This window comes from Haloarcula sp. JP-L23 (assembly GCF_011602445.1).
GTDB classification, from domain to species: Archaea; Halobacteriota; Halobacteria; order Halobacteriales; family Haloarculaceae; genus Haloarcula; species Haloarcula pellucida.
In genome coordinates, this window is the sequence record NZ_CP050014.1 from 1,324,138 (window position 1) to 1,347,507 (window position 23,370).

The 23,370-nt window shown below is 68.7% G+C and carries 20 protein-coding genes and 1 tRNA gene; 13 read left to right on the forward strand and 8 right to left on the reverse strand.

The window, feature by feature from the left end; translation table 11 throughout:
- Positions 1–21 precede the first annotated feature (21 nt).
- Together G9465_RS06755 and G9465_RS06760 are read right to left on the reverse strand one after the other, a co-directional pair.
- On the reverse strand, positions 22–810 hold the full coding sequence (locus G9465_RS06755) for an enoyl-CoA hydratase/isomerase family protein (protein ID WP_166968434.1): 789 nt from the start codon (positions 808–810) through the stop codon (positions 22–24).
- Positions 811–866: 56 nt separating this feature from the next.
- Positions 867–2,165, reverse strand: coding sequence for a DUF362 domain-containing protein (locus G9465_RS06760; protein ID WP_166968435.1), 1,299 nt, complete (start codon positions 2,163–2,165; stop codon positions 867–869).
- Between the two features lie 282 nt (positions 2,166–2,447).
- Between G9465_RS06760 and G9465_RS06765 the strand changes: the two genes are divergently transcribed.
- The 5 genes from G9465_RS06765 (at position 2,448) to G9465_RS06785 (ending at position 7,588) form a co-directional block, all read left to right on the forward strand.
- Entirely contained in the window at positions 2,448–2,795 is a 348-nt protein-coding gene (locus G9465_RS06765; RefSeq protein WP_166968436.1) for a hypothetical protein, read from the forward strand.
- A gap of 68 nt (positions 2,796–2,863) precedes the next feature.
- Positions 2,864–3,826, forward strand: a complete 963-nt coding sequence (locus G9465_RS06770; RefSeq protein WP_166968437.1) for a carbohydrate ABC transporter permease — start codon at positions 2,864–2,866, stop codon at positions 3,824–3,826.
- Positions 3,827–4,251: 425 nt separating this feature from the next.
- Positions 4,252–4,938: a hypothetical protein gene (locus G9465_RS26390; protein WP_227015743.1), complete on the forward strand. Its 687-nt coding sequence runs from the start codon at positions 4,252–4,254 to the stop codon at positions 4,936–4,938.
- Between the two features lie 115 nt (positions 4,939–5,053).
- Complete coding sequence (gene trpB, locus G9465_RS06780) at positions 5,054–6,220, forward strand: tryptophan synthase subunit beta (RefSeq protein WP_166968438.1); 1,167 nt, start codon at positions 5,054–5,056, stop codon at positions 6,218–6,220.
- A gap of 465 nt (positions 6,221–6,685) precedes the next feature.
- Entirely contained in the window at positions 6,686–7,588 is a 903-nt protein-coding gene (locus tag G9465_RS06785; RefSeq protein WP_166968439.1) for a diacylglycerol kinase family protein, read from the forward strand.
- 154 nt (positions 7,589–7,742) lie between these two features.
- Here the strand turns inward: G9465_RS06785 and G9465_RS06790 are convergent, their stop codons facing one another.
- Positions 7,743–8,711, reverse strand: coding sequence for a hypothetical protein (locus G9465_RS06790; protein WP_166968440.1), 969 nt, complete (start codon positions 8,709–8,711; stop codon positions 7,743–7,745).
- A gap of 111 nt (positions 8,712–8,822) precedes the next feature.
- Here G9465_RS06790 and G9465_RS06795 point away from each other — a divergent pair, with 111 nt between their 5' ends.
- The 3 genes from G9465_RS06795 to G9465_RS06805 are packed head-to-tail and all read left to right on the forward strand — an operon-like array spanning position 8,823 to position 11,616.
- Entirely contained in the window at positions 8,823–9,593 is a 771-nt protein-coding gene (locus G9465_RS06795) for a hypothetical protein (RefSeq protein WP_166968441.1), read from the forward strand.
- Positions 9,586–10,926, forward strand: coding sequence for a S8 family serine peptidase (locus G9465_RS06800; protein WP_166968442.1), 1,341 nt, complete (start codon positions 9,586–9,588; stop codon positions 10,924–10,926). The genes G9465_RS06795 and G9465_RS06800 overlap by 8 nt, the downstream gene beginning before the upstream one ends.
- Before the next feature lie 60 nt (positions 10,927–10,986).
- Positions 10,987–11,616, forward strand: coding sequence for a helix-turn-helix domain-containing protein (locus G9465_RS06805; RefSeq protein WP_166968443.1), 630 nt, complete (start codon positions 10,987–10,989; stop codon positions 11,614–11,616).
- A gap of 82 nt (positions 11,617–11,698) precedes the next feature.
- Here the strand turns inward: G9465_RS06805 and G9465_RS06810 are convergent, their stop codons facing one another.
- Complete coding sequence (locus G9465_RS06810) at positions 11,699–13,057, reverse strand: BGTF surface domain-containing protein (protein ID WP_166968444.1); 1,359 nt, start codon at positions 13,055–13,057, stop codon at positions 11,699–11,701.
- A 367-nt stretch (positions 13,058–13,424) separates the two neighbouring features.
- On the opposite strand from G9465_RS06810, the gene G9465_RS06815 reads away from it, so the two are divergent.
- The 4 genes from G9465_RS06815 to G9465_RS06830 are packed head-to-tail and all read left to right on the forward strand — an operon-like array spanning position 13,425 to position 18,861.
- Positions 13,425–14,852, forward strand: a complete 1,428-nt coding sequence (locus G9465_RS06815; RefSeq protein WP_166968445.1) for a sulfatase — start codon at positions 13,425–13,427, stop codon at positions 14,850–14,852.
- A 6-nt stretch (positions 14,853–14,858) separates the two neighbouring features.
- On the forward strand, positions 14,859–15,269 hold the full coding sequence (locus G9465_RS06820; RefSeq protein WP_166968446.1) for a GtrA family protein: 411 nt from the start codon (positions 14,859–14,861) through the stop codon (positions 15,267–15,269).
- A gap of 35 nt (positions 15,270–15,304) precedes the next feature.
- Entirely contained in the window at positions 15,305–17,293 is a 1,989-nt protein-coding gene (locus G9465_RS06825; protein ID WP_166968447.1) for a hydantoinase/oxoprolinase family protein, read from the forward strand.
- Positions 17,290–18,861 carry a hydantoinase B/oxoprolinase family protein gene (locus tag G9465_RS06830; RefSeq protein WP_166968448.1) on the forward strand — a complete coding sequence of 524 codons (1,572 nt, stop codon included), beginning with the start codon at positions 17,290–17,292 and terminating at the stop codon, positions 18,859–18,861. Before G9465_RS06825 ends, G9465_RS06830 begins: the two co-directional genes overlap by 4 nt.
- A 16-nt stretch (positions 18,862–18,877) precedes the next feature.
- Here G9465_RS06830 and G9465_RS06835 read toward each other — a convergent pair whose 3' ends face one another.
- Complete coding sequence (locus tag G9465_RS06835) at positions 18,878–19,825, reverse strand: MoxR family ATPase (RefSeq protein ID WP_166968449.1); 948 nt, start codon at positions 19,823–19,825, stop codon at positions 18,878–18,880.
- A gap of 95 nt (positions 19,826–19,920) precedes the next feature.
- Here G9465_RS06835 and G9465_RS06840 point away from each other — a divergent pair.
- A tRNA-Ser gene (locus tag G9465_RS06840) sits at positions 19,921–20,005 on the forward strand.
- Positions 20,006–20,137: 132 nt separating this feature from the next.
- On the opposite strand, the gene G9465_RS06845 is transcribed toward G9465_RS06840, so the two are convergent.
- From G9465_RS06845 to G9465_RS06855, 3 genes are all read right to left on the reverse strand, one after another.
- Positions 20,138–22,000, reverse strand: coding sequence for a DUF2070 family protein (locus G9465_RS06845; RefSeq protein ID WP_166968450.1), 1,863 nt, complete (start codon positions 21,998–22,000; stop codon positions 20,138–20,140).
- Between the two features lie 49 nt (positions 22,001–22,049).
- Entirely contained in the window at positions 22,050–22,619 is a 570-nt protein-coding gene (locus G9465_RS06850; protein ID WP_166968451.1) for a GMP synthase subunit A, read from the reverse strand.
- A gap of 181 nt (positions 22,620–22,800) precedes the next feature.
- On the reverse strand, positions 22,801–23,349 hold the full coding sequence (locus G9465_RS06855; protein ID WP_166968452.1) for a hypothetical protein: 549 nt from the start codon (positions 23,347–23,349) through the stop codon (positions 22,801–22,803).
- Positions 23,350–23,370: the final 21 nt, after the last annotated feature.

Below are 23,370 nucleotides of genomic sequence, written 5' to 3' on the forward strand. Positions count from 1 at the left end.
CGCGACACCACTACCCCGGCGTCAGTCGTCGTACGAACGGTCGAACTGCGGTTCCCGGCCCTCGTTGAACGCCGCCACGGCCTCCCTGTGTTCGTCGTCGACGACGCAGTCCCACTGGTACTCCGCCGCTTTCCGACAGTACTCGTCGAAGCTCTGCTGGGGGTCGACGAGGCGGTTCGTGTGCTGGACCGCCGTCGCGGGCTTGTCCCGGATTTCGGCGGCGAGGTCGCCCGCGGCCGTCAGCGCGTCGTCGGCACGCTCGACGGCCAGACCGATGTCCACGGCGTCCTCGGGTGTGATGTCACGGCCCGTCAGGAGGTACTCGCGGGCTTTGGACTCGCCGACGAGACGGGGCAGGAGCCACGCGCCGCCGTCGCCGGGCACCAGTCCGACGTTGACGAATCCCTCGCGCATGACGCCCTCATCGCCGACGACGCGCAGGTCACAGGCCAGCGCGAAGTCACACCCCGCGCCGATAGCGGGCCCGTTCACGGCCGCGATGGTGGGCGTCGCCATCGTCCGGAGACGCCAGACGAACTGCTGGATGAGCCAGAGGTAGGCGCCGTACTCCTCGGGTGACTGCTGGTCCCAGTCGGGCATCTCCGTCGTGTCCGCGCCCGAGCAGAAGCCGTCGCCGGCGCCGGTCAGGACCACCGCGTAGACGCCCTCGTCGGCCTCGGCGGTGCGGGCGGCGTCGTTGAGTTCGAGGACGGTGGTCCGGGTGAACGCGTTGTACACGTCGGGGCGCTCGATGGTGATCGTCGCGATGCCGTCGGCCACGGCGTAGCTGACGTCGTCGTACCCGCTCATGTCACCTGTCTCGCGTCGTCGGCACAAATAGCTGGGCCAGCGGGTGACTGCCGACCCTACGACTCCCTGAAAGCGGCCGTCCCGTCCTCGAACGTCAGCGATTCCCGGTCGACGACCGTCGCGGCGTCGGGCAGGTCCGGGACGACGGCCTCGGAGACGTACAACTCCGAGAGGTCTTCGGTGTTCTGTATCCAGAGGATGCGGACAGTAGCGGGGTCGTACCCGCCGAGCGCCGAGAGGGCCGTCCGGATGGCGAACTCGTCGTCCGGTGTGACGACCGGGAGTTTCGCCTTCGCGAGCGATCCGCTGGTGAAGGCGTTCGCGTAGGTCTTCTGCAGGTCGAGTTGGTCGACGGCCGCCTCACGGGTCAGGTCGGCGAGGCCGATGCCGTTGCCGTTGCCCTTCGTCGCCTCGGTGAGGCCGCGGGCGTAGATGAGTTTGATAGACGGGTCCTCGGGGTCCGGGGCGTTGAGGACGCGGTAGCGGCCGATGACGTTGGTGTCCATCCCGGCGCCGGACACCTCTTTGCCGAGTTCGTCCACGACCAGCAGATCAACCTCGTCGACGGGCAGGGTCGGCATCTCCTCGTTCGCCAGTTCCAGCAGTTCGGGTTCGCGGTCGACGAACGATTCGGCGGGGACGGCCTCGACGGCGGCTATCTCCTCCTCGAAGTTCTCGACGACGGCGATGCCGCCCAGCAGCGGTGCGGCCTCCGTGATGACCGAGAGCGCGGGTTCCAGCGTCTCGACGTATCCCTCCTCGATGGCCGTCGAGTGAAACGCCTTCGCCCCCCGTTGCTTGCCCAGTCCGACGACGGTCATCTTCGTCAGGCCGCTCTCTATCGGCCCGGTGAAGTTCGTGTGGGCTTTGACGCGGTTGACGACGAGGACGGCGTCGGCCGCCAGCGCCGCGGCCGAGACGTGGACCGGCATCTCCGTGTCGCCGACGGTCACGGTCCCCACCTGTTCGACGTCCATCCGGGCGTCTATCGGCGCGCCCATTCGCTCTTCGGTGATGTCCAGTGATTTCAGCACCTCCCGCTGTCCGTCGGCCGTCGCACCGCCGTGGCTCCCCATCGCAGGCACGAGGACGGGGTCGAACCCGCGCTCGGCGAGCGAGGCGACGACGGCTTCTGTGATGTCGTCGATGGCGTGGATGCCGCGACTGCCGACGCCGACGGCGACGGTGGCGCCGTCGCGTAGGTCGTCGAGTGCGAGCGTAGCGAGTTCGTCCCGCGTCGCTCGGGCGGGGTCCGAGACCGTCTCGGTCGCCGGTTCGTACCGGACCCGCGCGAACGGCGGGAGTGACTGGGCGTCGATGAGGTGGTCGACGTCGTCGCGATCGGGAAAGTCCATACCGGTGGGTGTCGACCGCCGACTAAAAAGAGACGGGTACGCACCGCTGTGGCGGGCGATACGGTGCGCTCGATCTATCGAGGCCGCCGACCCCCGGGCGTGTCGGTGCCCGATTCCCGGTGACAGCCGCCCAGTGGCAGCGGCGGAGATGTCACCGATTCTACGACCGCTTCGAGCGATTCGGCGACTTATCCGGTCGCTCTGTCGGTAAATGAACTCGCCCCTCGACCGATACGTGAGATACGACAACGTATTTCTGATAGCCCGCACACCACACAGGTAATGGCAGACGAACCCGACACCGACGGCGAAATCGACACCGACGACGAGACCGTCTCCGTCTCGATGGAGATCTCCGGGAGCTACGAAGAGGTCATATCGAAACTCGAAACCGATACGTCCGGCGGCGTCTCCCTGACGCCGGTGTTGGCCGACTTCGAGACGCTGCTGGAGACGGTCGTTCGAATCGACGGCGGCACTCGCAGCGCTATCGCCGAGCAGTTGCCCGCCGACATGAACGCGGCCTTCGACGCGGAGGCCGTCGTCGACGCCATGCAGGTCCTCGAACGCTACGACCTCGTCGTCCTCGAAGGGAACACCTGGAAACCCGGGCCGCAACTCGACCGCTAGGCGTCGCTGGCGATTCGGGCCGTCCGGGACGGTGTGGTATCAACTGTCGTGGGGTGCTGTGGGCGTATATGCCCCCGTCGTCCTCCACAGCGTCGCTCGCAGACGATGAGACCGACGACTCGGACCTGGTCCCCGGTGCACAGCTCGCGAGGCTCGGTGGCCGATACCGTGGCCCCTTCTATCGGCTGTGCTTCCGCGCCGCGCTCGGTGCGTCACTCCTCGTGACGCTGTTCCCGATATACTGGCTGCTCGTCACCGCGTTGACGCCGCATTACCTCGTCTGGGGCCACGTCGGCGTCGTGCCGCCGGAGGTGTCCTCCGAGGGGTTCGCGATGGCGTTCCGTCGCGTCGACTGGGTACTGGCCTTCGCGAACAGTCTGGGCATCGCCCTGCTGACGACGGGACTGGTGCTCTGTGTCGCGGTGCCCGCCGCCTACGCGTTCGGCCGACTCGAGTTCCCCGGCCGTCGGCCGCTGTTTGCCGCCGTCCTCTTTCTCGCTGTGTTCCCGCCTCAGTCGATAGCGATACCGCTGTACGAACTCTTCGTAACCCCGATACCGGGGCTCTCGAAGAGCGCACCGACGGTGTACCAGACGCCGGCGGCCGTCGTCTTGCCCATCAGCGCGTTCGCGATGCCGCTCTCTCTTGGCCTCCTCACGGTGTTCTTTGCCGGAATACCCGACGACCTCGAGGACGCCGCACGCATAGCCGGTGCGACGCGGGTGCAGGCACTGTGGCGGGTCGTCGTCCCACTGGCACGGCCCGGCATCGTCAGCGTCGCCACCCTCGTCTTCGTGGCCGCCTACACCGAGCAGTTCTTTACGCTTTTCATGACCGTCGGCGACGGCGCCGTCGAGACGACCGTTCAACTCGAAATCTACAACATCTACAACCCGTTCTGGGCGCTGGCGTACCCGAACCTGCTGGCGGCAGCCGGTCTCATCGGGCTCATCCCGTCGTTTCTGGTGTTGCTGTTCGTGAGCGGCAACCTCAATGGGTGGCTCTCTGCGTGGGGTGCCACGACGAACTGACCGGTGTCTCGCTGCTCCGTGGCCGTCACACGATCTATCAGCCGTCACGCATCGATCTCAGTAGCTTCGACTCGGCTCTCTAGAGGTGTTCGGCGGCGGTACTCGGGGCACAGCTGATCACCTCCGCCTCTATCACGTCGTCGGGGAACGGGTGGCCGGCGTCGACGACTTCGAGCCCTTCGCGGACCGCCTCGATGCACCCCCGGTCGTGTCCCGGCTTGGCTCGTGTGGTTCTTCGTGGGCAAACCGGCCGCGACCGTCTTCTCGCAACCGATGCCTACGACGGCCGAGCAGTTCCGACGCGACGTCGACTGCGGACCGACGCCGCTGTATCCGTAGTATTACTGTGCAGACGCGGCACCGTATCCAGCAGTGCTGTTCGTCACTGCGGGGGTCGTATAGCGTATCCAACACCACAGTCCTGGATGCGACGGCGCTCCCGGATCGTCGTCCTCGCCGTCGTCGTGAGTCCCCGCTTCGTCGGGTTCGGTGGCGGCGTTGTCGTCCCTATCTTGTCGAACTCCGGCACCGTCCTCGGCATCTCGTTGTTCTTCCTCGTCAGTATCTACACCGACGACCTGTCGTCGACGCCAGACGGTCACGGAGGGCTGACTACGGCGACCGACGGGACTTTTGTGCGGTCGGTCGGAGACGTGGATGTGCCACCGGCCGACAGGTCACCCACCAGTCCCTCGCTCTTGCTGTACTTCGACGCGAGCGTGCTGTACGGGTCTGACGACGGTACGCCCACGTCTGCGGCGGTCGGGTTCCTCGTCGAGGACGGGACGACGACGGTCATCGAGCGGTCGCTGGCCGTCGACGCGTTCGTCTCCAGCGCGCATCTCGAGTACCGGGCGTTGCTGGAGGCCGTGCGGGCCGTCGAAGCGTACCCGACGACGGTCACGTCGCTGCACGTCCACGGCGACGCCGACGCGGTGCTCCGGGCGGTGGACCCGACGGCGGCGGTGACCCCGAGTGACCGCATCGTTCGCCGCCGCGTGGACGCCATCCGCGAGTGTGTCGCCGACGTGCCGGTCGTCACGTACCGGGCAGTCGAGCGCGGGGAGAACGAGCGTGCCCATCGACTGGCGCGGGCGGGCCACGAGCGATAGCGAGGTGGTCGCGATCGTTCGCGCTCGCTCCCGCGGGCACACCGGCCGTTCGAATCCTCACGGCCGGCCCAGAATCGGCAGTAGCTTTTAGCGAGGTGCGCCGTCAGTACGTCACATGTCCACACCCGGAGAGTTCGAGGAGTTCGGTGGCCGACACGTCCCGGAACCGCTGGAAGAACCGCTCGCGGAACTGGCGGCGGCGTTCGAGGAGGTGCGCGACGACGAGTCGTTCCGCGAGGAACTGGACTCTCTGTTGGAGCACTTCGGCGGCCGGCCGACGCCGGTGTTCCACGCCGAGACGTTGAGCGAGCGCTACGACGCGAACATCTACTTCAAGCACGAGGACCTGCTCCACGGCGGCGCGCACAAACTCAACAACACGCTCGGACAGGCGTTGCTGGCGAAAAAGGCCGGGAAGGAGCGCCTCATCGCGGAGACGGGGGCCGGCCAGCACGGTACCGCGACGGCGATGGTCGGCGCGTTGCTGGACCTCGATACGACTGTGTACATGGGCCGGCGCGACATGCAGCGACAGGAGATGAACGTCTTCCGCATGCGCCTGATGGGGGCCGACGTCGAGGAAGTCACGCGGGGCAACGAGGGCCTCGCGGAGGCCGTCGACGCCGCGATGGAGGACTTAGTCGCGCACACCGAGGAGACGCACTATCTCGTCGGGAGCGCCGTCGGCCCCGACCCGTTTCCGCGGATGGTCCGGGAGTTCCAGTCGGTCATCGGTCGCGAGGCCCGCGAGCAGATACGGGAACTACACGGCGACCTGCCCGACGCCTGCGTCGCCTGCGTCGGCGGCGGGTCGAACGCCATAGGCCTGTTCCACGCGTTCAAGCAGGACGACGTGGCGCTGTACGGCGCGGAACCGGCGGGCAAGGGACTCGATTCCGGCCAGCACTCCGCGCCGCTGTCGGCGACGAAGCACGACGACCCCCGGATTTTTCAGGGGATGAGGACGCGGGTCATCGACGAGGACACCGAGAACCACTCCGTCAGTGCCGGCCTCGACTACCCGGCCGTCGGCCCGGAACACGCCGCCCTCCAGTCGCTCGGCCGGGCGGAGTACCACGGTATCACGGACGAGGAAGCGCTCGCCGCGTTCCGTGAGCTGAGCGAGGCCGAGGGCATCATTCCGGCGCTCGAACCCAGCCACGCCATCGCGCTCGCCATCAAACTCGCCGAGGAGGACCGCCACGACACCATTCTCGTCAACCTCTGTGGCCGCGGGGACAAGGACATGCAGACCGCCGCCGAGAAGTTCGACCTGTCCTGACGGTCGGCCGAACGCTTTCGGGACACTGTGTGCTACTGAGTGCAATGGCCCGCCTGCCGCGGCGCGTCGAGCGGTCGCGGTTCCAAGACCGACGGACTCCGGCCGACGAACTCGTCGGCGTGATCCACCTCGGTCGGTAGCAGGCCGCCGACCCCGACAACGTACCTTCGTGAGACGTCAGGGTGAGCGGTCGGAGTCGGACGTCTCTCGACAGTGTCGAGCGATGCCGACTCGACGTCCCGAAAGTCCTCGGTGCCGAGCACGTCCGCGGGGTCGGTCCGTCGCACCCACGGCCCACTCGTGGAGGTCCCACACCGCGTCTGCGTCCCGTGGGCCGTACCGGCGGATGCGCAGGTCGCTCATCTCTGTCGGTCCGACGGCACGGCCGGGGTTGTAGGCTGGGACTCCGGCAGGGCAGGTGGCGACAACCGGGTAACTAAGTGCTGGAGGCCTCTGCGTTCGGGTATGCAAGTCGGGTCCCGTCGGTGTGTCGTCAACCCCGTCAGCGGTGACGGGGAACACGCGGACTACGTCGAACGGTTGATGCGGGCTCGCGGGTTCGCCGTCGAGGAGACGCAGGGTGCCGGCGACGCCGTCGAGTTCGGGCGACAGGCGGGCGCGGACGGCGTCTCGGAGGTGGCCGTCTGCGGCGGCGACGGCACAGTCAACGAGGTGCTTCGGGGTCTCCACGACGCCGACCACCTCGACGAGGTGACGCTGAGTGTCGTCCCCGCGGGCACGGCGAACCTGCTGGCCGGGAATATCGGCGTTACGGACCTCCAGCACGGCGTCGAGGTGGCTGACACCGGCGAGACCCGCTCGGTCGACGTCGGGGTCGCGGACGGCCACCCGTTCCTCGTCTCCTGTATCGCCGGCCTGCCAGCGGACGCCAGCGTCGCCACCTCCGGCGACCTGAAGGGTCGCTTCGGGACGCTCGCGTTCCTCATCACCGGCACGCAGGAGGCCCTTGAGTTCGACGGGTTGGACCTCTCCGTGGCGGCCGTCGGCGAGGACGGCCCCTTTACGTGGTCCGGCGAGGCGATGTGTCTCCTCGTTGGCAACGCCCGGAAGTTCGTGGAACGTGGCGGGCAGGCCGACATGGAGGACGGCCTGCTGGACGTCGCCATCGTCGAGCGGATGCCGGCCGGCAACCTCGTCGCCGAGGCCATCGGCCACCGACTGCTCGCACGGGACACGGAGGGCGTCACGCACGTCCGCGCACGGGACGTTTCCATCGACGGCCACGGCGACCCAGTGACGTTCAGCCGCGACGGCGAACTCGCCGAACACGAGACCCTCGACGTCTCGGTGGCCGAGCGAACGCTGGACCTCCGCGTGGGATCGTCCTACGAACCGGACCCGACCTGAGCGGTCGCCGCCTTCGCCATCGTCGACCCGTCGACGGACCACGGCATCCTCGCGGCGCTCCGCCGCCTCCGGTCGCGGGCCTTCGCCACCCACCCGCCGACGGGCGCTCGGCTACGGCGGTTGCGCGAACTCGCGAGCGAGACGGACGACGGCCCTACTCGGTGACGTTCGTGTAGAGCGCACAATCGTAGTACTCGCCGTCGTAGGCGAGATACTCCGTCTCGTACAGCTTCGGACGGCAGTTCTCCGGCGAACAGTCGAGTGCGTCGCGCATCCGAAGTGTCTCGACCAGCGATTCGAAGGCGTCCGAGAGGGGCATCGTCTCGCTGTACCGTTCCAGTCCCCGGACTCGCTCGAACAGGTCCCGCACGTCGGGGCCGAGGTCGTCGGGCGCGAGACGGCGTTCCACGGCGGCGGCGTCGGCGACGTCGTCGAATGCCGCGGCGCTGTCGGCCACCTCCGTCGCGAACCCCGTGTGTTCGGGTTCGACGAGTGTCTCCTGTGTCACCGTGACCTCCAGCACCGTCCCGTGGACGGCGACGTACTCGTGTTCGGGGTCGGGTGCCAGTTCGCTCTCGACCCCGTCGAGGTGGCGATAGACGAACCCACCCTGCTCGATGAGGTCCCACGGGGCGCCGCCGCCGTGTTCTTCGGCTCTGGCCGCGAAGTACGCCGCCATCACCGCGTTCTGGTCGAACTCGGGCAGGTCTTCCCGCGGCGTCGCCTCGGGAGTCTCCTCGTTCTCGACGCGGCCGACCCACGACAGCCGCAGAATCGAGCGCTCGATGCGCTCGCTCCCGGTGACGACGTCGTCTAACAGGTAGTACCGTCCGTCGCGCTCGACGTACTCTCCGTCCGGGACAGCACTGTAGCCGTAGGTGCTGAACCGCTCGCCGGCTACAGCGGCCGCTACCGCCCGGCGTCTGGTCTGCTGGACGGGGCTCTCGTCGGTGCTTTCGGGCAGGGTCCAGAGCACCGTCTCGGCCAGCGGGTGGTCGAGCCTGTCGACGTGGAGCGTGAACTCGACGGTCGGGTCGCTCTCCCCGAGCGAGTCACAGCCAGCGAGGCCGGTGAGGCCCGTGGCTGTCGCTCCGAGGAACGCGCGGCGGGTTGTGGAGGGCATCGTCGTGGCACTTCGAGCGGGGCTGCCTAAAGCTATCGGCCGCGACACGACACTACAAATCTGCTTTGAGTCTGCCGTGGACATTAGGTACCGGGGGCCGAACCCCCGTCGATGGCGTTGCTTCGGGTGGTGATCGTCGGTCTGCTCGTCGTCTCCGCGGGCTGTGTCGGCTTCGGCGTCGGTGCCTCTGACACGGGGAGCGTCGCGACGGCCGGACAGGCCCCACCGGGCGTCGACGGCGGCATCGTCAACGCGACGGCGCTCGTCCGTGCCCACGAACGGTCGCTCGACGGCGTCGGCGTCGACCTCGCGACGACGTGGACGCATCGGAGTAGCGTGGCGGGCGAGTCGAACCGAACCGTCCGAACGCGGACGCTGACCGACGGGAACGGCACGCTCTGGCGGCGCGCCGTCACGGCCGGTGACGGAGACGAACGGCGCGTCGAGCGATGGATTGTCGGGGGACGCGGGTTCCGGCACGTCGTCGGCGGCCGGACCGGCCGCACCGACGGGATGGGGCCGACAGCCCGGTACCGCACGGCCCGCCTCGAACGCTGGCTCGCGACCGGGCGGTACCACGTCGCCGCTATCGAATCCGGCACGCCCGAGCGGTACGTCCTCACGACGACCACCTACGCCACCCCGGGCGGCGACCCGCGAGAGGCAGATACGGTCCGGTACGAAGCACAGGCCGTCGTGACCGGCGAGGGCCGGGTGACGGCCTTCTCGGCGACGCTGGTCACCGTCGAGCGGAACAAGTGGGGTCGCCAGACTCGGATTCGCTCGTACAGTTATCGGCTGGCCCGAACTGGGGGCGTCAGGGTGTCACGTCCCGGTTGGGTTCCCGATATACGGGCCGACGTGGAGGTGGCCGATGGCTGACCGGAGAATCGCACTCGCCGTGGCCGTACTCGCGGTGGTCGCGCTCACGGGCGCACTGGGAGCGCTCGCGACGACGACGCCGGCCAGTCCGACGCCGCCCCCGTCCGAGCGGCCCGCCGCGACTGCGTCGACTGAGGCCGGCGAGCAGCCCGACGGTGGCCGGGGGTTCGGAAGTCTCCACGACCGCGGGCTGACCGGCGAGAACGTCACCGTCGGCGTCGTCGACGTCACCGGGTTCGACACCGACCGACCGCCGCTGACTCGCTCCGTGCGGGCGGCCCGCGCGTTCGGGACCGGGTCCGTCGACGGCGGCCAGACCGGCCACGGCACGGCGGCGGCGACGGTGGTCGCCCGGACGGCGCCGGATGCGACGCTCTATCTCGCCCGCGTCGACGGCATCGACAGCTATCGGCGGGCCGTACGGTGGCTCAGACGGGCGGGCGTCGACGTCGTCGTCGCGCCGGTGTCGTTCTACGGCCACCCCGGCGACGGCACGGGCGAGGCCGCGCGCGTCGCCCAACGAGCGACCGATGCGGGGACGGTGTTCGTCGCGCCGGCGGGCAACCTCGCGGCCTCGCACTGGCGGGGTACCTACGACGCCGCGGGTACCGCGAACGGCACGGTGTTGTTCGGCGGCGAGGACAGCGAGTCGCCCGTTCGACGTACCGCCATCGGCGGCGGGACGGACGTGACCGTCTGGCTCTCGTGGGACCGCGCCCACGCCGACGAGGACTACACGGCCGAACTGTACTGGACGAACGGGACGGCGACTCGACTGGTCGCCCGATCACAGCCGTATCCCGGTGACGACGTTCCCAACGAACGCATCGTCGCCGACGTCTCGCCGGGTCGGTACTTCCTCGTCGTCCGAGGCCCCGCCGACCCGACCGGCGCCCGCCTCCGCCTCGTCTCGCCGACTCACGAGTTCTCGCAGGCGCGGCCCTCCGGGAGCGTCGTCGCCCCGGGCACCGCACGTGGCGTGGTCACCGTCGGCGCCTACGATACGCGGGTCGAGCGCGTCGAACCGTTCAGTTCCCGGGGGCCGACGCTGGACGGCCGGCCCGGCGTCGACGTGGTGGCACCGGACCGTCGCTTTGCCGGCCTGACCGAAAACGGGTTCGTCGGGTCCTCCGCGGCGGCCCCCTACGTCGGTGGGGTGGCGGCGCTCATGCTCGATGCGGACGGGTCGCTGTCGCCGCGCCACGTCGAACTCCTCCTCGAACTGACTGCTCGGGACGTCGGCCCGCCGGGGGTCGACTACGCCTCGGGACACGGCCTCGCCGACCCGCGGGGCGCTGTCGGGGCCGCCGAGAACGAGACGGCCGGCGGTTAAACGCGATTTTAAGCCAGCCGAACGGCTATAGTGGTGGCTCCGTCACACCGTAGTAGAGACATGTCGGGACTCATCGACCGGCTACAGGAGCGGACGGGGTCGCCCGACGAGCGACCGCGCGTGTTGGACGTCGACGAGGCAGACACCGACGAGGTGTTGGACGCCCTCTCCTCGGACACGGCCCGTGCGCTGTTTCGGACCCTGTTCGACCAGCCGGGCACGGCCTCCGAGATAGCGCGCCGTTGTGATACGTCCGTCCAGAACGTCCACTACCACCTCTCGAATCTCGAAGCGGCAGGGCTCGTCGAATCTATCGACACCGTCTACTCCGAGAAGGGCAACGAGATGACCGTCTACGGCCCCGCCAGCGACCCCATCGTACTGGTGGGGAACCGCGACTTGCGGCCCCGCCTCCAGCAGTCGCTGACCGACGTGGTCGCCGGCCTCGGTTTGCTGGGCCTCGCGAGTCTGTTCGTCCAGTGGGGGGCCGAACGACTCGCCAACCCTGCCGGCGGGAGCGGCGTCCTCGGTCCGGCCAGCCCGAACGCTCCGCAGACCGACCCGGCGGGGTCGCTTGCGTGGTTCGTCTTCGAAGTTGCCGAACCGGGATTGCTCTTCTTCTGTGGCTGTCTCGTCGTCCTGGCCGTCGCCGCGCTCGTGTTGCGTCGGGAGGACGCGGCCGCGTACTGACCGCACTGGCCGTCGAAGTCGAGGGAGTGCGTTCTCGGCGGGTAACGGAGCAAAAACTGTCGACAGTGCTGGGTCGGCCCGGCTACAGCAGGGGCCGGAGGATGATGCCGAGGCCGACGATGGCGACGAGGCCGCCGGCACCGAGTGCGAGACTCCCCGGTTCGAGCGGTATCCCGGAGTCGGACTCCGTGCCGTCCCCGTTCGTGGGGCCGTCGGCGACGGTGGCCGTCGAACCGCGGTCGTTCGTCGTCTCGTTGCTCGCCTGCACCGAGAGGGTGCCGATGTCCGCCGCGTCGTCGGTGGCGCCGTCTCCCCGGTACAACGTGAGGTCGTACTCGGTCGCGTCGAGTCGCGTGTCCAGCGCTACCTCCGACCCGGGTTCGACCGTCACCGAGTCGGTCTCGGCGGCCGCCGTAAGCGTCGTCCCGTCCCGACCGGCGGCCGCCGTGTCGAACAGGAGCGTCACGGTGCCGTCGCCGTCGCCGTCGCGGACGGTCGCGTTTATCTCGTACCCGCTCTCGCGGCCGCCGATGGACACCGTCCCCGACTCGGCGTCGGCGAGGACGACGGTCAGCCGGGCCGTCTCGCCCTGTCGCGTCGTGTAGACGCTCCGCTCGAAGCCGAACTCGGGGCCGTCGTCGACGGCGAACTGCTCCTCGGCGGTATCGTTCGCCTCGACGAGGACCGTGCCCACGTCGTCCGCACGGCCGTCCGTGCCGTCGCCGTAGAAGATGCGGTACTCGTAGGGTGCGGGGTCGAGCGTCGACGGGAGTTCCGTCTCCTCGCGGGTGACCATCAGCGAGTCGTCGGCGTCGGCCACCGACAGCGTCTCGCCGTCGGTCCCGGCGTTTGCGGTGTCGAATCGGACCGTCACGGTACCGTCGCCGTCGCCGTCGGTCAGCGACGCGTTGACGAGGTAGTTGACATCGTCGCCACCGAGCGAGAACACCGCCGTCTCCGTGCCGTCTATCGCGACCGGAATCTCGGCGATCTCACCTTGGGTCACCTGAACGACCCCGTCGTTCGGGGCCGGCGTCGGCGTCGGGGTCTCGGGCACCGTGTCGGCGCAGTCGCCGTCACAGGCGACTAGCGTCCCGGTGCGTTCCGCGAGCGTCTGCCCGTCGTAGTGAATAGTCAGTTCGTAGGACGTGTTGGGCGCCACGTTGCTCAGGTCGAAGACGGCGGCGAAACTGCCGTCGTCGGCGACGCGGGCGGTCTGCTGGTGGAGGAACGGTGCCGCGGCGTCGTTCGACCGGAGACGGACGGTCAGTTCGGTACCCGGCGCGATACTCGTCTCACCGGTGACGACCTGTTGCTCGGCCGAGGCTAGCGGGAGGCTATCGTCGTCGACGGTGGCGCTCTGGTCGGCCAGCGCGGGGCCGACACCGACCACTGTAGCCGAAAGCAGGAGGCAGACGAGTGCGAGCGACCGGGTCGTCATCGGTGCACCTCCCGTCTGCTGGTTGTATCGCGCTTCGACGGGCCGACACCGTCCGGCGGTCGGACGGCGTCTGGAGGGCAGTTCGCTGTCATGCACTCGATTCGTTGGTACGGCCGTACTAAAGCCCCGCTGGAAGGTTAAATCCGGATTGAAACACGGAGCGATGAGACGCGGCCGGCCCACGAAACCCGGTGAGGGACCGCGAGAACCGTCTTTCCGTCGTCGGTGACGACACAGCAACCAGAACCTTCAGTATCGCGTACCGAGTTGCTAACGTATGCACGATTCGCGACGGTGCGGTCGCGACACCGGCCCTGACCCGGCCTTGTCAACGGACGCGGCGCGGACAGCCATGGGAGTGGTGTAGGTGCCGGCCGAGGTTGAAAACGTCGTTCTCGTCACTGTCGACTCGCTTCGGGCCGACGCAGTGGGCGGCGACGACAGCGTCTCTCCGGTACTGGACGGACTCGCCGACGACGGCGTCGTCTTCGAGAACGCGATGGCACACGGCAACTGGACGCCCTTCTCGTTCCCCAGCGTTCACGGGTCTCGCCCGGTCTTCGACGAGGGGGCGGACATCGGCGTGGCATCGACGCCGACGCTCGCCGAACAGTTATCCGAGGCCGGCGTCGAGACCGGCGGGTTCAACGCCGCCAACGGCTTCCTCACGGACCACTGGGGGTACGACCGCGGCTTCGACGAGTTCGAACCGTTCGTCGAAAGCGGCGGGTACAGCAAGTACCTCGCGGCACACCCGACGGTGCAGGCGTGGGTCCAACTCGGCACGTCTCCCTTCCGGCGGGCCGCCGCCGCCCTCCGCGGTGAGTCCGACGCCCGCCCGTTCGCAGACGTCTCGCGTATGGGCGACTTAGAACAGCATGCTACGGACTTCCTCGAAGGCGCCGCCGACGACGGGTTCTTTCTCTGGGTACACTACATGGACACACACACGCCCTACGTCCCGGCGCCGCGACACCTCCGAGAGGTATCTGACACCCACTTCGGCCTGTTCCGAATGCTCGGCGCCCACCTGCGGACCGGCCTCGGGTGGGACGTCGACCAGCGAACGCTGGGCACCCTCCGGACGCTGTACGACGGGACGGTGAGGCAGGTCGACGCGAGCGTCGGTCGTCTGCTCGACACGCTGGACGCCGAGGGACTGGCCGAGGAGACGGCCGTCGTCGTCGCCGGCGACCACGGCGAGGAGTTCCTAGACCACGGCCACCTCGCGCACTACCCGAAACTGTACGGCGAACTCGTCGAGGTACCCTACGTCGTGACCCACCCCGACGGGGGGAGCGATACGGTCCACCAGCCAGTCGGCCTCGACACCATCGCGCCGACGGTGTGTGACCTGCTCGGCGTCGACCCCGCGCCCGCGTGGGAGGGCGAGTCGGTCGCCCCGGCGCTGGACGGCGAGACCATCGAGTCCCGGAGCCCGGTGGTGTCGGTCGCGGTGCGGGGCGAGAGCGTGACGAGCCAACCGATTCCACGGCGTCTCGACGACGGCGAGTTGCTCGTGAGCGCCCGCGACGCCCGCTGGACGTACGTCGAACACACCGAGTCGGGCCACCGGGAACTGTACGACCGCCGTGAGGACCCGGACGAACAGCGGGACCTGTGTGCCGAGACCACCGAGGACACCGCGCCGCCACCAGTCCTCGACCGACTTTCGGCGGCCGTCGCCGACCACGTCGACCGACTCGAAACCGCCGCAGACGCCGACGAGAGCGGCGATGACGGACAGACGTCTGACGAAATAGCGGCACGCTTAAAGGCACTCGGTTATAAATAGGGCTCCATGTCGTTCGCCGTCGCCACCTCGCCGCGACGACAGCGACTCGTTCGGTTCTTCCTCGTCGGCCTGACAGCGGCGGCTATCCAGACGGCCTTGCTCTGGATGTTCGTCGACGTCGGGCGCATCAACTACCTGTTGAGCGCGTTCGTGGCCATCGAGGTGACCATCCTGTTCCAGTACGTCCTCAACAACGCGTGGACGTTCCATCGCTCGCGTCACACGTCGATGCGGGAGTATCTCGTGGGGATGGGCAAGACGAACCTCGTCCGCGGGACGGCCATCCCGCTCCAACTGGGTGCGCTGTACGCGCTGGTGACGTGGGGCGGCATCGAGTATCTGGTCGCCAACGCCATCGCCATCGCTGCGACGGGGCTCTACCGCTACGCGCTGGACTCGAACTGGACCTGGAACTAGGCGACGTTTTTGCACCCGGCGTCCGGAGACGACGTATGGACGATTCGGTCAGGTTGGGCGTCGACGTCGGGGGGACCTTCACCGACGTCGTCCTCGTCGCCAAAGACGGGATGACGACGGCGAAAGTACCGACGACGAGCCCACAGCACGAGGGCGTGCTCTCGGGTGTCACCGCGGCCTGCGAGGCGAGCGGCGTCGACCCGGACGGGGTCGATCAGTTCCGCCACGCGATGACCGTGGCGACGAACGCGCTGCTGGAAGCAGACGGCGCGGAGACGGCGCTCGTGACCACCGAGGGCTTTGGCGACGTACTGGCTATCGGGCGACAGGACCGCCCGGAGTTGTACGACCAGTCCGTCGCCCGCCCCGACCCGTTAGTTCCCGCCGAACGCCGGTACGAACTCGCCGAGCGAGCGACCACCGACGGTATCGAGACGGCCGTCGACGAGCGTGCGGTCCGGGACCTCGCCGCCGATATCGACGCCGACGCGGTTGCGGTGTCGTTCCTCCACGCCTACGCCCACCCCGGGAACGAACGGCGGGCCGCCGAGGGACTCCGCGAGGAACTCGACGTGCCGGTGTCGGCCAGTCACGAGGTACTGGCCGCGTTCCGAGAGTACGAACGCACCGCGACCACGGTGGCCGACGCGTTCGTCACGCCGGTCATCGACGACTACCTCGGTCGACTGGTCGACGGCGCGACCGACCGAGGCCTCCCCGAACCGCGGGTGATGCAGTCGAACGGCGGCATCGCCGACGCCGACACCGTCCGCCGACATGCGGTGACGACGGCACTCTCGGGTCCGGCGGCCGGCGTCGTCGGCGCGAGCGCCTTCGAACCGGACGACGCCGACGGCCTCGTGACCTTCGACATGGGCGGGACCTCCAGCGACGTCTCGCTCGTTCGCGAGGGCGAGGTGGAGCGGACCACGCAGGCCGACGTCGGCGGTCGACCGGTTCGGGTCCCGATGGTGGACGTCGAGACGGTCGGTGCCGGCGGCGGATCACTCGCGTGGGTCGACGCTGGCGGCGCGCTCCGCGTGGGCCCCCAGTCGGCGGGTGCCGACCCCGGCCCGGCCTGCTACGGGAAGGGCGGTACCGACCCGACGGTCACCGACGCGGCGCTCCTGTTGGGGTATCTCGGTGCCGACACGACGCTCGGAGCGGCGCTCGAACTCGACGTCGAGGCGGCGCGGGACGCGCTCGCCGACCTCGCGACCGAGGCGGGCCTCGACGGGCCACTCGCGGCCGCCCGCGGCGTCTACCGCGTCGCCAACGCGACGATGACTCGAACCATCCGGAGCGTCACGGCCGAACGCGGTCACGACCCCCGCGAGTTCGCGATGGCGGCGTTCGGCGGCGCCGGCCCGATGCACGCGGCGGCACTCGCCGACCGGCTTGGCGTCTCCACGGTGGTCGTCCCCCGAGCCAGCGGCGTCCTCTCGGCGCTGGGCCTGCTAGCGGCCGACGAACAACACGACGCCGTCCGGACTTATCGGGCGCATCTCGACGAGGTCGACCCAGCGGCCGTCGCGTCGGTTCTCGACGACCTCGAAGCCGAGGTGCTGGCCGAGACGAGCGACCCCGAGGCAGCGACGGTCACCGTCGAGGCCGACTGTCGCTACGCCGGCCAGAGCCACGAACTCGGCGTCGAAATCGAGGACTTCGACCGGGCGACCCTCCGCGAGCGCTTCCACGCGACCCACGAACGGGCCCACGGCTACCGTCTGCCCGACGCTGCCGTCGAACTGGTCACCCTGCGAGCGACGGCCACCGTCGGCCACGAGATGCCGCCGATAGCCCACTCGGCGAGCGACGGACCCGCACGGACCGGCACCCGCGACGTATCGTTCGGTGAGCGGTGGCACGAGACGCCGGTCCTCGACTGGGGGGCGCTCGGTCCCGGAACGACGCGTGACGGCCCCGCCATCGTCGAGGGTGGCGAGAGTACCGTCGTCGTGCCGCCGAACTGGACGCTCCGTGCCGACGACCGCGGGACGCTTCGACTGGAGGGTGACGAATGACTGCCGACGAGACAGCGGACCACGACCTCGACGCGGTGGAACTCGAAATCCTGCGCAACCAGCTAGAGAGCGTCGCCGAGGAGATGGGACAGGTCCTCGTCAGGGGCGCGTTCTCGCCGAACATCACCGAGCGCCGGGACTGCTCGACGGCGCTGTTCGACGCCGACGGCGAACTCGTGGCACAGGCCGAACACATCCCGGTCCACCTCGGCGCGATGCCCGAGGCCGTCGACGCCGTCCTCGACCGGGCCCCGGAACCCGGCGACGTGTTCGTCCTGAACGACCCCTTTGCCGGCGGAACGCACCTCCCGGACGTGACGCTCGTCTCACCGATCGTCCCCGACGACGACGTCGTCGGTTACGCCGTCTCCCGGGCCCACCACGCCGACGTGGGCGGGATGGCACCCGGGAGTATGCCCGCGGGCGCGCGTGACATCCAGCAGGAGGGCCTGCGCATCCCGCCGACCAGACTCGTCGCCGGCGGCGAGCGGCGAGAAGGCGTCTGGACCCTCCTCGAAGCGAACGTCCGCAACCCGGCCGAACGACGGGCCGACCTCCGGGCGCAACTCGGCGCGAACGAACGCGGGGCCGAGCGCGTCACGGAGTTGCTGGCCGACCACGGCGACCGCCTGTTGTCGGCGTTCGACGCCGTTCGGGACTACTCCCGACAGCGCGTCGAGGCCGAACTCCGCGAGTTCCCGGACGGCACCTACACCGCCAGCGACGTACTGGAAGGCGACGGCATCACCGACGCCGACGTGCATATCGAGGTGACGGTGACCGTCGACGGGGCGACGCTGGACGTGGACTTTGCCGGCACCGACCCACAGGTCGAGGGCAACGTCAACGCGCCGCTGTCGGTCGCAAAGAGTGCGGTGTACTTCGTCGTCCGGTCGGTCACCGACCCCGACGTGCCGCCCAACGGCGGGTGTTACGACCCCGTGCGCGTCCACGCCCCGCCGGGGTCGCTGTTGAACCCCCAGCCACCGGCCGCGGTGGTCGGCGGCAACGTCGAGACGAGTCAGCGCGTCACCGACGTGGTGTTCCGGGCGCTGGCCGAGGCGGTGCCCGACCGCGTGCCCGCGGCGGGACAGGGGACGATGAACAACGTCGTCGTCGGCGGGCCGGGGTTCAGTTACTACGAGACGGTCGGCGGCGGGATGGGCGCGAGCGTCGACGCCGACGGCCCCTCTGGCGTGCAGGTCGGGATGACGAACACGCTGAACACGCCGGTCGAGGCGCTCGAAGCAGCCTATCCGCTACGCGTCGAGGAGTACAGTCTGCGTGCGGGCAGCGGCGGCACGGGCAGACATCACGGGGGCGACGGCCTCGTCCGCGAACTCACTGTCGAGGCGGCCGCAACCGTCTCGCTGTTGACCGAGCGCCGCCGAACGGCCCCGTGGGGGCTGGCCGGCGGTGCGGATGGGGCGTGCGGACGCAACGAAATCGACGGCGAAACGGTGCCCGCGAAGGTGACGCGCGACGTCGACGCGGGAACGACCGTCCGGGTGGAGACGCCCGGTGGCGGGGGGTACGGCGACCCGGACGAGACGCCCGGTGCGGAGTGACCGGCCGCGCCGCTCCCTAGACCGTCGGGACGAGGACCTCGCCCAGTACGTCCGCCAGCACGTCGCGTTTCTCGACTTGCTCGACGCGCGCGTCCGGCGTGAGGACGAGCCGGTGGGCCAGCACCGGCTGGGCGACCCGTTTGACGTCGTCCGGGGCGACGAACTCGCGGCCCTCGATGGTCGCCATCGCGCGGGCCGCCTCGAAGAGGCGCTGGGTCCCGCGCGGGGAGACGCCCACCTCGACGCGGTAGTCCTCGCGAGTCGAGCGAGCGATGCCGGCCATGTACGCCAGCAGGTCGTCGTCGACGGTGACCGTCTCGGGGACGGTGCGCAGCGCTTCCACCCGGTCGCTGTCCAGCACTGCTTCGACGCTGGGGCTCTGTTCGGTCCGGCCGGCCCGCCGGCGAAGGAGTTCGACTTCGCCCTCGTCGTCGGGATAGCCGATGGAACTCTTCGCGAGGAACCGGTCGACCTGTGCTTCGGGGAGTTCGAAGGTCCCCTCCATGTCGACGGGGTTCTGCGTCGCGATGACGAAGAACGGCTCTGGGAGGGCGTACGTGTCGCCGTCGACGGTGACCTGCCCCTCCTCCATCGCTTCCAGCAGGGCCGACTGGGTCTTCGGCGGCGCGCGGTTTATCTCGTCGGCCAGCACCACGTTCGCGAAGATGGGGCCGCGGTTGAACTCGAACTCGCGGGTCTGCTCGTTGAACACGTGCGTGCCGGTGATGTCCGCCGGCAGGAGGTCGGGTGTGAACTGGACCCGGGAGAACGAGAGGCCGAGCGCCGTCGCCACGCTCCGGGCGGTGAGCGTCTTGCCGGTGCCGGGTACGTCCTCGAGCAGGACGTGGCCCTTGCCGACGACGCCGAGCAACACCGTCTCGAAGAACTCCTGTTCGGCGACGACTGCACGGCCGACTTCGTCGAGGACCTGACTCGTCACGTCGCGTGCTGCAGTGACGTCCATACGCGTGCATGTCATGCATCCGGTATATGTGTGTCGAGAACACAGTCCCCCAGAATCGAAACGCCTAAAGAGCAAACTGCGGTACAAAGAGGTGAGCCGAGGTAGCCTAGCCTGGCCAAGGCGGTTGCTTCGAGAGCAACTGTCCTCACGGACTCAGGAGTTCAAATCTCCTCCTCGGCGTTCCTACCGACACTATCCGACGAGCGTAGCGAGCCGGCGGCATCGGACGAGGGTTCTCCAGCCCGTCGTGCCGCCGAGCGACGCCGCTGTCGGTCCCATCGTGTACGTGGGCAGGCACACCGCCGTCGCCGTTCACACCCCGGCGACGAGGAAGATGAGGACGCTGATAGCCATGACGACGATGATGAACGCCGCCGCCAGCGCCCCGCCGAGCGACACCATCGCGTTGGCCGTCGACGCCAGCGTCTCGGTGCGGTCGTTGCCGAACACCGTCACCTCGGCCGTGTCGCTGGCCATTCCGGCCTCGACGGGTTCGAGGTCGGCGACGGCGCGGCCCACGAGGTCCGCGACCAGCGCGACGACTTCCTTCTCGGGGATGGCCTGTCCGACCTGATTCTCGGCCTCGACGGTGTTGACGATGTGCGTGTCGCTGGTCATCACTTCGAGGGTATCGACCCCGTCGACGGCGTCTACGATGCGGTCCCGGAGGCCGGGTTCCATGTTGTTGCCGTCGATGAGGGCGTACGCAGTGCGGTCGCCGTTCACCTCGAAGACGCAGACGCGGATACCCAGCGGGCCGATGCCCTCCTGGGGTTCCCACGGCGTCTCGTCCCACGCGACGCCACAGCGCACCGGCCCCGTCTCGGCCTCGGTGAGGAGGCGGGCGAGTTTCCCGGTCCCGTGTATCATGTCGAAGGAGCGCTGGCTCCCGGGGACGACGTGGCCGAGGTCGTCGCCCTCCAGTCCGTCGTTCGAGTTGTGTGCGTCGACCAACAGGACGTCCTCGATGTCGCCCGACCGGGCCTCGGACATGGCCGAGAGGCCGACGGAGTAGTCCACGTCGTCGGCACACCCGGGCGCGTACGTGGTGACGACGAAGGCGTCGCCGCCGAAGGCCTGCCCGGTCAGCGTCGCCTCTCCTTCGGTGATGCGGTGGCCGACGGTCGCCTCCGAGCGGTACTCGATGTCATCGAAGGCGCGGTCTGCGGTGTCCAGAATCGTGTCGACCTCCCGCTCGGTGACGAGGTTGAAGTCGTGTCCGGCGGTGGCGTGGGGCGGGAACGCGAGGCCGTCGGCGGACTCGGCGACGCGTTTCGGGAGGTTCCCCCCGCCGATCTCGCCCATCGGGCCGGGGTGAATCATCGGGAGGACGAACCGAGCTTTCTCTTCGCCGTTTGGCCGCCGGACCGAGAGGACGGTCACCGGGACGATGGCCTCCTCGCCGATGTCCTCGAAGAACGCTTCCAGTTCGTCCGAGCCCTCGGCGATGTGGCCGATGAAGCCACGGAGGAAGTCAAGCGCCGAGACGCCCAGCGAGGAGCGCCACGGCCGGTCGATGACGACGAGGAAGAGCCACACTGCAAGCGCGTAGATGGCACAGATGACCCCAAGCAAGACGAAGTCCGCGGGGATGAACCCCTGAATCTCCGGCGGGGCCTGTTCGGCCCGGGCTAACATCTCCTGTAGCACCGGGTCGTCTAACATGAACGCCGTCGCACCGCTGTAGACGGCCAGTAACCCGGCGGCAGCGACGGTCTGGATGCTCGCGGGGATGGCCGCCTTCAGCAGGGAGTGCCGGGAGACGGCCATCAGGATGAGCAGTCGGAATGCGAAGATAGAGGCCAGCGCCACCAGCAGGACGTCGAAGACGAAGTTCTGACCGAACCTCGGGCTGACGAGGGCTATCACGCCCGCAGTGGTCAGGAACGCGATGGTAACCAGTTCGCAGATGAGCGCCAGCAGGGAGGCACGGTTGGGGGTGAGTTGGCCGTCGAGTCGCTGGTCGACCCACGGCGTGGCGGCACCTGCGATAGCCGTCGGAAAGCCGATAAAGAAGACGCCCTGCCACGCGTCGTCCAGCACGAACCGCGAGTCGAACGCGGCCACGCCGGTCAGTGCGGCGATGAACAGGGCGAACGTGAGGCTCGCGTACCAGTTCGGCGCCCGGAAAATGAACCGGGAGAGACTGGCGAGGTTGCCCTGTGTCGCAGTCATTTATTACTCACTCCCCGCCTCAGCACATAAAACGGTCGCTTGCTGCCGGTTACTGCTTGGGTGCGGATTGCCGGTCACAGACCGCGAGGAAGTTCTCGAAGACGGCCTCGCCTTCCTCGGTGTGGGCGACTTCCGGGTGCCACTGGACGCCAAAGAGGTTGCGGTCGGTGTCGCTCATCGCCTCGACGCCACAGACGTCAGACGTCGCGGTGCGCTCGAAGCCCTCGGGCACCTCCTTCACCTCGTCGGCGTGGCTGGCCCAGACGCGCGTCTCCGGGGCCAACGAGCCGATTAGTGGGTCGTCCTCGTCCAGAATCTCGACGGTAACGTCGGCGTAGCCGCCGTACTCGCCGCTGCCGACGCGGCCGCCGAGTTCCTTCGCGATGAGTTGCATCCCGAGACAGATGCCCAGCACCGGAACGTCGAGGTCGAGGTACTCGGGGCAGTTGCCGATGTCGTCCATGTCCGGGCCACCGGAGAGGACGATGCCGTCCGCGTCGATGTCCTCGGGCGGCGTGTCGTTGTCCAGCAGTTCGACGTCGACGCCCATGTCCCGGAGCGCACGCTGCTCCAGATGCGTAAACTGTCCGTGATTGTCGATGACGACGATGTGAGTCATTGGATAGTGTCACGCCACCGGCGCGTATATATCCCCTGAAACGGGGCTAGCGATGACCGGGGCTTCCTTCTAAACCACTGGCACAGCAACCGAGAACAGTCAGAAAGCCCCTTTCAGTCCCGACGGACGCGTCGCGCCTTTCATCCTTCTCAGTCCCACCCGTCGTTCGGTCGACCCGCCGTCATTCGTCGTCGTACCGTTCGGCCGCCGACTGAAAGCCCATCTCCGACTGCTCTTTCGAGCGGCGACCCTCCTTCTCCGCGATGGCCTCGGGGTCGGGGTTCACGTCGTCGTCGACCCGCGCCCACGAGTTGTGGACCTTCGAGTGACACCACCGGCAGAGGTACACCGTGATTTCGTGGGCGAGGTCCTCGCCCTCTCGCGTCTCGTCGTACGAGAGGTGATGTTCTTCCAGCAACGGCCGCTCCTCGGAGTGGGCCAGCCGTCGTTCTTCGAGCCCACACCGGATGCACTCTCGGTCGCGGTTCCGACAGCGAAAGTGCGGGCAATCGCCCCAGTCCCACTCCGCCCCTTCAGTCTCTCCATCGGGACCGACTGCCGCCGGACACCGGAACGCCTCGGCGCTCCGGGCGTCGGCAAAGTCGGGGTCGTGGTGGCCGTGTTCGCGTGCCCAGCGGCACTTCCCCTCGTCGGTGACGAAGTCACAGCGGTCGACGTGGTCGTAGGGGTCGTCGACGCCGACGCTCGTCCCGCCCGGTGCCTTCTCCATGTCGCCCGCTCGGACACGGAC